Below are 12,021 nucleotides of genomic sequence, written 5' to 3' on the forward strand. Positions count from 1 at the left end.
GACTCCCGAAGCAGTCCTGCCCGGGCAGGGCCGACAGGCCCAGAACCGCATCATCAACCTAGAACACGTTCCAGTCCGATGCAAGCAGTCACCGCACCGCCGCTCCCCACGCGCGAGGCCTTGTCCAGCCCTTCGATAGGCCCGAGGTTGCTTGGCGGACAAGGGACTTCACAGCGGAGGCGACCACTCTCTCCGGACCAGGAGGTCCGCGGCCATAATCCGACGGCCGGGTGGACCGGCTGCTAGCATCGGCGACCGGCCCGCCTGGCGGCGGGGAGAGCCAGCGGCTGGAGGGGAAATATTGATGGCAGTCATGGAATTTCGCGATTCCGAGAGCTCGGCCCGACGCACTGTGCGGTGGATTCGCGAATGGGGGTGGTTTGCGGCCTTGCTTTTCGTGCCCAGGGTTCCCAATCGATTCAGTCTGGTGTACGACAGAATTGTCACTGCACCCAACTCGCTCGGTGAGGAATCGCTGTTTCTGAACCTGGGCTACTGGGAGGACGGTACGCAAGACTTCGATCAAGCGGGCGCGGCGTTGGCTCGGCTGGTAGCAACCGAAGCCCGCATCGGGTCCGATGACGTCGTGGTCGACGTCGGTTGCGGACTCGGCGACCAAGACTTTCTCTGGGCGAAAGAGTTTGGCCCGAAACGAATTACAGGCGTGAACATCTCCGCGAAACAGATCGAGATCTCGACCGCGCGGGCCACCGAATTGGGACTCAGCGATGTCGTGACGTATATGCACGGGTCGGCAAACGATCTACCGCAATCCGATGCGTCCGCAACGAAAGTGACTGCGCTCGAATCAGCACTCCACTTCCCGTCGCGTCCACGATTTTTCGACGAAGCATTCCGAGTCCTGGAACCTGGCGGCCGGTTGGTGACCGCGGACGTCGTGCCGCTCGCAGATGAGCACGTTCCGAGCGAGGTCAAGCGGTCGCGTACCAAGCGCATTCTGGTGCACCGCATATTCACGACTGCCCGCAAGAACAACACCAATGCGGAGGAATATCGCCAAGCGCTCGCGACAGCCGGCTTCGAAAATGTGCGAGTCTATTCGATCCGCGACCACGTATACCCCCAATATACCGAGTATGTCAGCCGCAGGTTCGAGCTTCCGGAGATGAGGCGAATCAATCCGCTGATCCGGCGGTTCTTCGGCCGAAAAGGCGCCTCGTTCTGGGCCCCTTGGCTGGACTACATCGTCGCTGTCGCAGACAAGCCACACATTGAAGGGTTGTCGCGGTGACGGCACCAGAAGCGACATCATCCGAGACGCCGGACAACCCCGTGGCACCGGATCATTCGGTGGCGATCATCGGGGCCGGATTCGGTGGTTTGACCATGGCACTGGAGCTTCGCCGCCTCGGCATCGAGGACTTCGTCATCTACGACCGCCTGGACGGTGTGGGCGGGACGTGGCGGAGCAATGTGTACCCTGGAGTCGGCGTCGATACACCCGCTCACCTGTACCAGTACCGGGATCATATGAATCCGAACTGGAGTCGGCTTTTTCCGAAGGGGCCCGAAGTACTGGCCTACATCGAGCGGGTCTATCAGGAGAACAACCTCCTGCCCCACGTGCGGCCGAATTGCGAGGTACAGTCGCGCAGCTGGGACGATGAACACAAGCTGTGGAAACTGCGAATCGACGATCGCTGGGTCACAGCGCGTTTCGTGATCTCGGCCATCGGCCCACTGCCCGAGATCAAGCCACCGGACCTCGAGGGACTGGACGACTACCGCGGAACGGTGCTGCAGCCGGCGTCTTGGGACACCAGCGTGGATCTGACCGGCAAACGCGTCGCGGTGATCGGAACAGGAGCCAGTGCGGTCCAGATCATCCCGGAGATCGCGCCGGCGGTCGGCCAACTCACCGTGTACCAGCGCACGCCGATATGGGTCACGCCCAAATGGGATCCGGCAATGCCGCCCTGGCTCAACGAGTTGTTCCGCCGTGTGCCTCGCGTTCAACGCCTGCTGCACGAAAGTCTCGACTCGATGTACTCACTGACGGTCATGTGGGTGCTGCACTACCAACGCACCCCACGCATCGGGCGCATGGTCACACAGTGGCTCGACGAATTCTATCGACGCGAAATTCCGAACGATGAACTGCGCGCGAAGCTTCTGCCCACCTACACCTTCCCATGCAAGCCGGTCTCACCGACGAACGCGTATCTGCAGACCTTCCTGCGAGACAACGTCGATCTGACCACGGACTCCATCGAGAGAATCACCGAGAACGGTATCCGCACGGTCGACGGAACGGAGCGAGAAATCGATGTACTCGTACTCGCCACCGGGTTCCGGCTCTACTACGATCCGCAGATATATCGCGACCGGCCGGTGACCGGTCGCGACGGGTTCGATATGGCTGAATTCCTGGAGAAGCAGCGAACATCGACCTACCACGGTTACTCCGTACCCGGGATGCCGAACAGCTTCACCATGTTCGGAGACTATGGCTGGACGGGCGGTACCTACCATATCGCGGCGGAGGTTGCCGCGACCCATATAGGTCGCGTCCTCGCCGAAGCCGAACGTCGCGATGCCATCGACGTCGAAGTGCGACAGGCAGCGGCCGAGGAGTGGACCGCCAAAACCGCTGCCCTGACTCCGAACTCACTCTTCGAGGGCGGCACCTGCGATTCGACCAATACGCAGTACATCAACCATCACGGACAATCGGTGTTCTACCGCCCGGTACGCACACGCCGAGCTCGAGCCGATGCACAGTCGTTCCCCCTCGGCGACTACATCTTCGCGGGCCGGTAGGCGTAGCCCACCGTTCACCGACCGAAGTGGTAGTCGGTGAACGGGAAATGGCGTCCACGCCACCGTGTTTCGAGGAGACCGGAGGGCCGGAAGTACGGAGTGTCACCGTGTGAGTTGCTGTAGTAGGTCGGAATGCCCTTGTTCAGCGTGCTGATGTAGTAGCGAAGCACCTGGCCGCGCTTGCGGATCTCGGCATGGTGAGCGGCGTGCGCCCGTTCGCTCACCTCGACAACCGAGGCTCCGCGGCGTCTCGCCTCCCGGATCGCTCGAATAGCGTGTGACGCGGTCGTTTCGACCATCCCGTGCCATCCGATATCGGCCAGCGAGTACGGCCCGACCAGCATCCAGCGGTTCGGCAGGCCGGGGAGGGCCACGCCCTCATAGGCCTGTACGCCATTGGCGCGGAAGAACCGACCGAGATCGAATCCATCCCGCCCGACGATGGCGCCTTCGGCGTAGCTCTCCGGATCGGTGTGCATCTGGTAGCCGGTTGCCAGCACGATGGCGTCATATTTGTGCTCGGTGCCATCGCTGGTCCGGAGGCCGTGCTCGGTGAACCGCTCGATGCCGTCGGTGACCAGGCGGACATTGTCGCGATTGAACACCGCCGGGTATCCGGTCGACAGGGTGAGCCGCTTGGTCATGGGGCCATAGTCGGGTGTCAGTGCGGCGGCCGTGTCGGGATCGTCGATGACCCGACGGAGATAGGCTCCGTATACCCGCTTGGCGAAGGCGTCGAATGCGGCCATCAACGGTTTCACCAGTCTCAAGGGCAGATAGGTGGCCAGTCTGGCGATGGGTTCCATCGCGAGCAAGATCATCCCCTGCTGGGCCGCTGCCACGCCCGGCACGCGCAAGGCGTTCTGGAACCATTGCGGGACCGCGTAATTGGGTTTGGGTACGCACCACACCGGCGTCCGCTGGTGGACATCGAGATGAGCTACTTCGGGCGCGATCGCGGGCGTGATCTGCACGGAACTCGCGCCGGTGCCGACCACGGCCACGCGCTTGCCCGCCATGTCGAAATCATGGTCCCAGGCGTCCGGGCATTGGACCTTGCCGGCGAAGTCAGCGAAACCCTCGATGCCACAATCGACTTTGGGCCGCAGAAACGCGCCTACCGCGCTGATCACGAACCTGGCCGTAATGATCTGGTCGTCAGCGGTGTGCAACTCCCAGCGGCGGTGTGTCTCGTCCCAGACTTCGCGGACGATCTCGGTGTGGAACCGCAGGTGCCGATAGAGACCGTAGCGGCGAGCGACGTCCCGGTGATACTCCTGCACCTCGGCGCCCGCCGGGAACAGCGTCGGCCAATCGGCCTTGCGCGCGAACGAATACTGGTAGGTGAGCGCGGGTACATCGACACTGATCCCGGGGTAGGTATTGTCGCGCCAACTGCCGCCGACCTCGCCGGCGCGTTCCAGGATGGTGAACTCTTCGATTCCCGCGCGTGTGAGCAGCGCGCCCGCCGCGATACCGCCGGGTCCGGCACCGATCACCACGATCTCGTGATCGGGTTGCGTTGTCGTAGTACCCATGTGTGCATGTCCCTTACTGAATAGGTCGGGTGTCGGCGGTCAGCTGCGTGAGCCATTGAGCTGTCAGCTGCGCCGCTTCTCGGGCCTTGGCACCGCTCAGCGCGGCGTGATCGGCATCCGCGGTGTCGACGACAAGCGTCGGAAGGTCAACGGGCTTGTGTTCGAGCCGCATCGCCAAGTCGAACCACCAGCCGAACGCGGTCAACCGTGCGGTGGTCAGGCCGGCGCGGTCGGGGATCGTGGCGGCCAGCTCGAGCATGTGGTGCCCGCGCGCGTTCAGCCGGCCTTCATCCAATTCTCGGTCGATGAAGCCGTCGAGGATGACCAGGCCGTGCAGCCGGGTATTTCCTTGCTCCACCAGCCGAGTCGCCGCCGCGTGGGCGATGTTTCCGCCTACCGAGTAACCGCCGAGGACGAACTCGTCCTGGCCCACCGTGTCGAGGATCGCCTGGACGATGCTGTCGACAGCGGCATCGAGCGATGCGGGGAGCGGCTCATCCGGGTCGTATCCGGACAGCGGGATAGCCGAGACACGGTGGCTACCGCCCAGATCGGCGGCGTACTGCGCGTACTGAACGGACCCGCCGAGGAATTCGGGGGAATTGACGAATACCAAGTGCGGCAGGACATGCCCGCCACTGATTCCGATTCCGCTCGGCATTCCCTCGGCGACTCGGTCGAACACCGGACGGAGTTTCGCGGCTGCTCGCAAGAACGCCAGACCGCGCTTGAACTTGTTGCCTGCGACCGCCTGCCGGATGACACCGACAACGGTCTCCGAGGCGGATTCTTCCGCCACGGTCTCCGCATCCGCCCCGAACAGTTCGCGCAGTATGTGCCGGGCGACGGCGGCCGGTGTCGGATGGTCGAAGATCAGGGTCGCGGGCAGTCGCAGTCCCGTGAGCGTATTGAGCCGGTTCCGCGCCTCGACCGCGGCCAGCGAATCGAAACCCAACTCCCGGAAGTTGCGGTCCGGATCGATCGCGTCGAGACCGTCATGGCCCAGCACGACCGCCATCTGCTCTCGCACCACGCCCAACAGCGTCGGCAATCGCTCGGCATCCGCCATCGCCGACACCCGCTCCCGCAGAACCGCTCCCGGCTCCCGCGACGGCTCCACCACCGAACGACGTCGCGCGCTCGATACCGATCCCCGCAGCAGCGGGATCAATGTCCCAGCCCTGACCTGCGCATCCAGCACCGCGCGGTCCAGCGGCGACGCGACCACCGCGGCACGGTCCTGAACGATCGCGGCGTCGAACAGTGCCAATCCCTGCTCGGTCGACATGGGTGACAACCCGCCACGACCCAATCGAGCGGTGTCGGTATCGGCGAGATGTCCGGTCATCCCGGTGGCGGAAGCCCACCAGCCCCACGCGATCGACGTCGCGACCAAGCCATTCGCACGCCGATGCTCGGCCAAACCGTCCAGGAACACATTCGCGGCCGCGTAGTTGCCCTGCCCCGCCAGTCCCAGTACGCCCGCCACCGACGAATAGAACACGAACATCGGCAAATCCATATGGCTCGTGGCCTCGTGCAGATACCAGGCGGCGTCGGCCTTCGCCGCCAGCACCGTGTCCATCCGGTCCGGTGTCAGTGACGCGATCACACCGTCATCGAGCACACCCGCCGCATGCACCACACCCGTCAGCGGGAACTGCTCGGGCACCGCCGCCAGCAACTCGGCCACCCCATCGCGAGTCGCGACATCACAGGCCACGATCCGCACCTGAGCGCCCAGCTCACCCAGCCCCATCGCCAACAGCGCCGCTCCCGGCGCAGCCGTGCCACGACGACTCGCCAATACCAGCGACCGCACGCCATGGTTCGTCACCAGATGCCGGGCCAACGCCGCACCCAAACCGCCGGTGCCACCGGTGACCAGCACCGTCCCCGCCGACACCACGCCAAAGGTGTCCGATACCGGCCGCCGCCCGACAGGCAGTCGGGCCAATCGGGCTCCGTGCACGACCCCGGCCCGGATCACGGCCTGGGGCTCGCCTGAAACGAGCACCGCCGCCAGCGCTTCGGCGGTCAGCTCGTCGCCGTCGGTGTCGACGAGGACCACACGACCCGGAGCCTCCGACCGCGCCGAACCCACCAGACCCCAGACCGCCGTACCCGCCAAATCGGTGACATCGTGGCCAGCGGGGCCGACTGCTCCGCGAGTGACCACGACCAGCGTGCTCGCCGCACACCGCGACTCACCCAGCCAGGCCTGCAACACACTCAACGTCTCGTGCGTCGCAGCGCGGACACGGCTCGGTACATCGTCGTCGGCACCGGCTTCGTCCACGCCGCGATCGAATACGACCACCGAGGGAACGGGCACCGCCGCGTTCTGCACTCGGCTACCGAAAACCTCGGCATTGCTGATGGTTTCGGCATCGACAGGCGGGGTGTCCGGTGTCGCCAGAGGTGTCCACCGCACGCCGTGCAACCCGTCGCGGACCGAGAAGGCCTCCGGCTGCGCGGAAGCCGCTTCCCGCACGGTCAAGGATCGCGCGGAGAGCACCATCCGTCCCGCCGCATCGGCGACCCGGATCGACACCGTATCCACCTGCCCCGAGACCGGAGTGATGCGCGCCCGCAGCAGTGCGGCTCCGGTCGCGTGCAGCGTCACTCCCTGCCAGCGGACTGGCGACTTCACTTGCCCCGCAACGGGTTCGGCATCGACGAACTGTCCGTGCAGCACCGACTCCAGCAGAGCGGGATGCACCCCGAACCGCGACACATCGGTGAGCTTCGGGGGCGCCTCGACCTCTACGAAAAGGTCCGCACCGCACCGCCATACCGACCGCGGACCTCCCCCGGGCACGGCGACCGCGCCGGCGGGCGGCCACACCGCCCACCCCGCAGCCGCGTCCGGCTCACCCTCGATACCCAGCACACCCTGTGCGTGCGGAACCCACCTGCCGTCGGCGGTCTCGGCACGGGAATACACCGACACCGACCGGCAGCCGAGTTCGTCGGCGCCTTCCACCACTACCTGCACTTGCATCCCGACCTCGTCGTGCAGCACAAGCGGATTCAGCAACGTCAGATCCCGCACCAGCGCACATCCGACTTCCTCGGCCGCACGCAGCACCAACTCCAGGTAAGCGGTCCCCGGGAACAGCGCAACCCCGTCCACGGCACGCTCGGCCAGCCACGGATGGGTCGCCAGGCCGACTCGACCCGTCAGCACGACACCGTCACCGTCCGGGGACTGCACCACCGCCCCCAGTAACGGATGACCTGTTGCCGACAGCCCCAACGACGACGCATCGCCACGAGACGAGGCTCCGTCCAGCCAATACCTGCGCCGCTGAAACGCGTACGTCGGCAACGACACCCCTGCCCCATGCGCAGGTCCCAGCAACGCCTCCCAATCAACCGCCACGCCCGACACTTCCAACTGCGCCGCCGACCGCAGGAAACCGTCCAGGCCCCCGTCGTCACGTCGCAGCGAACCCACCACGGTCACGGGATTCGCACCCGCCGGCAGGTCACACGTCTGCTCGATACCGACCGTCAGCAGCGGATGCGGACTGGCCTCGACGAAGACGTCGTACCCGTCCTCCAGCAGGGCTTGAACCGCTGGTTGGAAACGCACCGGTTCCCGCAGATTCCGGAACCAGTAGTCCGCGTCCAACTCGGCGCCGTCCATTACGCCGCCGGTCACGCTGGACCAGAACGCCAGGTGCGACGATCCGGGCCGAAGTTCGGCCAGCGCCTTCAGCAGCGGTTCGCGGAGCATGTCGACCTGCGGCGAATGCGAGGCGTAGTCCACCGGGATCCGGCGGGCATGAATGTCGTCGCGCGCACAGGCTTCCAGAAAGGTCTCGAGCTGCGCCGCCACACCGGACACCACCGTTGCCCGCGGGCCGTTGACCGCGGCCACCGACAATTCGCCGTATCCGGCCAGCAGCGAGGTGACCCGGTCGACCGGCAGGGACACCGAGACCATTCCACCCTGCCCGGCCACGGCATTCAGCGCGGCCGACCGCAGCACCACTACCCGAGCGGCATCCTCGAGGGACAGGGCCCCGGCGACGTACGCCGCGGCTATCTCGCCTTGTGAATGACCCACGACGGCATCCGGAACGACACCGGCCGAGCGCCACAGCTCGGCCAGCGACACCATCACCGCGAAGAGCACCGGTTGAATCACGTCGACGCGCTCCAGCGACGGCGCTCCGTCCGCACCCGCGAGCACGTCGGACAACGACCAATCCACCAGCGGCGAGAACGCGGCATCACACTCGGCCATTTTTCGAGCGAACACCGGCGAACAGTCCACCAGCTGTTTTCCCATGCCCAGCCATTGAGCTCCCTGGCCGGGGAACACCAGCACCGTCTTGCGTCGCGCTCCAACGACACCCGTCACCACACCGGGCCTCGGCGTCTGCTCCGACAGCGCGGTCAGCCCCGCGAGCAGCTGGTCACGATCCACACCGACCACCACCGCGCGGTGGTCGAACCGCGACCGCTGGGACACCAGCGACCGCGCCACGTCACGCACGTTCAGCGACGGGTCACCGGCCACGAGATCCCGCAGCCGCCGCGCCTGTCCCGCCAGTGCCTGCGGTGCCCGGCCCGACAGCACCCACGCCGCCGACCCGTCCCCGCCGGCACCGGCCACCGGTTCGGTCGCCGATTCCGGTTCCGGCGCCTGCTCGAGGATCACATGCGCATTCGTGCCACTGACGCCGAACGCCGACACCGCGGCCCGGCGCGGCCGATCCACCACCGGCCAATCCCGCGCCGCGGTCAGCAGATCCACATGCCCCGATGACCAATCCACGTGCGTAGACGGCTCATCCACGTGCAACGTCGCGGGCAACACCCCGAAGCGCAACGCCTGCACCATCTTGATCAGCCCGGCCATGCCCGCCGCTGCCTGGGTGTGCCCGATATTGGACTTCACCGAACCCAGCCACAACGGCTCCTGACCACGATCACGCTGACCGTAAGTCGCCAGCAACGCCTGCGCCTCGATCGGATCACCCAGCGTGGTGCCGGTGCCGTGCGCCTCCACCACATCCACCCCGCCGACCGACAACCCGGCATTCGCCAACGCCCGCCGGATCACCCGCTGCTGGGAAGGCCCGTTCGGCGCGGTCAACCCGTTCGAGGCGCCGTCCTGATTGACCGCGCTACCCCGCACCACCGCCAGCACCCGATGCCGGTTGCGGCGTGCGTCCGACAAGCGTTCCAGCACAAGCACACCGACGCCCTCACCCCACCCCGTCCCATCGGCCGCCTCCGCGAACGGTTTACACCGGCCATCCGCCGCCAAACCCCGCTGCCGCGAGAATTCCACGAACGACTCCGGTGTCGCCATCACCGCCACCCCACCGGCCAGCGCCAGCGAACACTCCCCCGTACGCAACGCAGTCACCGCCTGATGCAACGCCACCAGACTCGACGAACACGCCGTATCCACCGACACCGCAGGACCTTCCAGACCCAGCACATACGACACCCGACCCGACACCACGCTCGACGCCACACCCGTCAACCCGTAGCCGCCGTCGCCGGTATCGGCGCCGGCGCCGTAGCCCTGGTCGATCACACCGACATACACACCGGTATCGCTGCCCCGCAACGTCTCCGGCCGGATCCCGGCATGCTCGAGGGCCTCCCACACGGTTTCCAGCATCAAGCGCTGTTGCGGGTCCATCTCCAGTGCCTCGCGCGGACTGATCCCGAAGAACCCGGCGTCGAACTCGCCCGCGTCGTCGAGGAACCCGCCCTCCCGCACGTACGACTTGCCCGCGACACCCGGCTCCGGGGAGTACAGACCCGACTGATCCCACCCACGATCGGACGGCCACGCCGACACCGCATCCCGGCCCTCGACCAGCAGGCGCCACAGGTCATCCGGCGAACCCACCCCGCCCGGATAACGACACCCCATGCCCACGATCGCTACGGGCTCCGAGTTCAGCTCCGTCAGCTCCCGCAGCTTGGCCCTGGTCTCCTGGAGCTCGGCGGTGACGCGTCGCAGGAGATGTTGCAGCTTCTGCTGGTCAACCATTGCGGAACCCCTAATCCAGACAACTAGAACCCGATCCAGTTGAAGACGTGGGTATACCGAACTCGCTGCCGAAGCCTGCCATCGATACATCGCTCAATGGCTTGGTGTACAGCACAATTCGAGCCTTCACCATCCACCCACCCCACTCGAACTGACTCGCAGTGGCTGCCAGCCTTTCGCAAGAACACGTTCTAGTCAAGTGATGGACGACGCCAGGTAGCCATGGCATGCTGGCGACGAGGGCTGGTCGAGACATCCGGGGGAATTCATGAATACGCATCACGTCGGCGAGTGGTCCGCAATTCCCACTCCCACGTCCTTGCCCGCGGTGGCGCCCTGCGACTGGACAGAAGCGCTCAACGGCGACGCCGACAATGCCCAGGTAATAGTTCTGGACTGCCGCAGGGATGAATCCGGTGCGCTGCCAACGGATGCGCACGCCATGACACAGCGGGTGTCGACCGCATTGCGGACCTGGTCCGGACAACAACGCTTCGATTCCAGCACATTCCTGGTGCTCACGCGCGGCGCGATCGCGGTTGCGGCCGACGAGGTCGCGCACCCGGTGGCAGCGGCGGTATGGGAGCTGGTGCGGTCGGCTCAATCCGAGCACCCGGGGCGGATCATCCTCGTGGACACCGACTCTCCCGATGCGGGCCTCGGAGAATTGTCCGGACTCATGGCCATCCGGAATATGACCGTCCTCGCGGTCGCGAGCGCCGAACCGCAACTCGCCCTACGCGGAAATACCTTGCTCGTACCTCGCGGTGACGGGATCGCATACACCCCCGACCGGGCAACCGCGGTGGCCGAGTCCGCTGATTCGTCCATCGTCCGCATGTTCAGACAGGCGATCGCTGACGATAGATTCGCCGACGGCCTGGAGTTCCTGCTCGCAGCCGCGCAGCTGCGTGAGACGTTCGCCCACTATTCGGCAGAACTCCCGAAGGGCATCGCACTCAGCGGTGGCACGCCCCACAATAGTGGCGGAGACGTCCTGCCCCACGTTGTATTGATCTGCACCCCGGCGTTTCTCGGCGGATACATTCAGTACATTCTGCTCGCGGCCCACCTGGGCGGCCATCGCCGCCTCTCCGTCATTCCGCTGTCCGGATACGAGCCGGGTGAGCCGCTGCCCGCTTCGCTCGACGCCGCCATAGACAGCATCGCCGAGTCCGTCCGCGAGACCGTCGGGGACGATGATTACGTCGTGGGCGGTATGTCGGGCGGCGGCAACCTCGCCCACGCCACCGCGGCTCGCCTGCTGGAAAAGGGCGATACCCGGCTACGGGGATTGATCATCTTCGATTCCTTCATCGCTCCGGAGGCGCACGAGCGCCAAATGGGCACCGCGAAAGACGCCGTGGCCGATACCGACGCGATGATCCCCGACCTGGCCGGCTTCACCACCGAACGACTGACCGCGCTGGCGTGCTGGCTCGATCTGCTGATGCAGCACGAGCATCAGCCCCTCGACTGCGAGACGCTCGTGCTCAAATGCACAAGGCCCTCACCGACGCACAACCTCAACGAGTGGCCCGTCGAAACCTGGTCCACCGCACAGACTGTGCGTACCGTGGACGCTCAGCACGTCGAACTGTGCAGCACGGAGGCGCCGACGACCGCGCAGCTGGTCGACCACTGGCTGGGGCAGTTGAGCATTCCCCGAACGTGACC

At 65.8% G+C, this 12,021-nt stretch carries 5 protein-coding genes; 3 read left to right on the forward strand and 2 right to left on the reverse strand.

The window, feature by feature from the left end; translation table 11 throughout:
* Nucleotides 1–304: 304 nt before the first annotated feature.
* Both ACFYTS_RS01445 and ACFYTS_RS01450 read left to right on the forward strand, forming a co-directional pair.
* Nucleotides 305–1,252, forward strand: coding sequence for an SAM-dependent methyltransferase (locus tag ACFYTS_RS01445; protein ID WP_387300554.1), 948 nt, complete (start codon nt 305–307; stop codon nt 1,250–1,252).
* Nucleotides 1,249–2,781, forward strand: a complete 1,533-nt coding sequence (locus ACFYTS_RS01450; RefSeq protein WP_387300556.1) for a flavin-containing monooxygenase — start codon at nt 1,249–1,251, stop codon at nt 2,779–2,781. Before ACFYTS_RS01445 ends, ACFYTS_RS01450 begins: the two co-directional genes overlap by 4 nt.
* 14 nt (nt 2,782–2,795) lie before the next feature.
* Here the strand turns inward: ACFYTS_RS01450 and ACFYTS_RS01455 are convergent, their stop codons facing one another.
* Nucleotides 2,796–4,319: a flavin-containing monooxygenase gene (locus ACFYTS_RS01455; RefSeq protein WP_387300558.1), complete on the reverse strand. Its 1,524-nt coding sequence runs from the start codon at nt 4,317–4,319 to the stop codon at nt 2,796–2,798.
* 13 nt (nt 4,320–4,332) lie between these two features.
* Nucleotides 4,333–10,344, reverse strand: a complete 6,012-nt coding sequence (locus ACFYTS_RS01460; protein ID WP_387300560.1) for an SDR family NAD(P)-dependent oxidoreductase — start codon at nt 10,342–10,344, stop codon at nt 4,333–4,335.
* Between the two features lie 328 nt (nt 10,345–10,672).
* Here ACFYTS_RS01460 and ACFYTS_RS01465 point away from each other — a divergent pair, with 328 nt between their 5' ends.
* On the forward strand, nt 10,673–12,019 hold the full coding sequence (locus ACFYTS_RS01465; protein ID WP_387301066.1) for a thioesterase domain-containing protein: 1,347 nt from the start codon (nt 10,673–10,675) through the stop codon (nt 12,017–12,019).
* Nucleotides 12,020–12,021 lie beyond the last annotated feature (2 nt).

Source organism: Nocardia sp. NPDC004151, from assembly GCF_042874235.1.
GTDB lineage: Bacteria > Actinomycetota > Actinomycetes > Mycobacteriales > Mycobacteriaceae > Nocardia.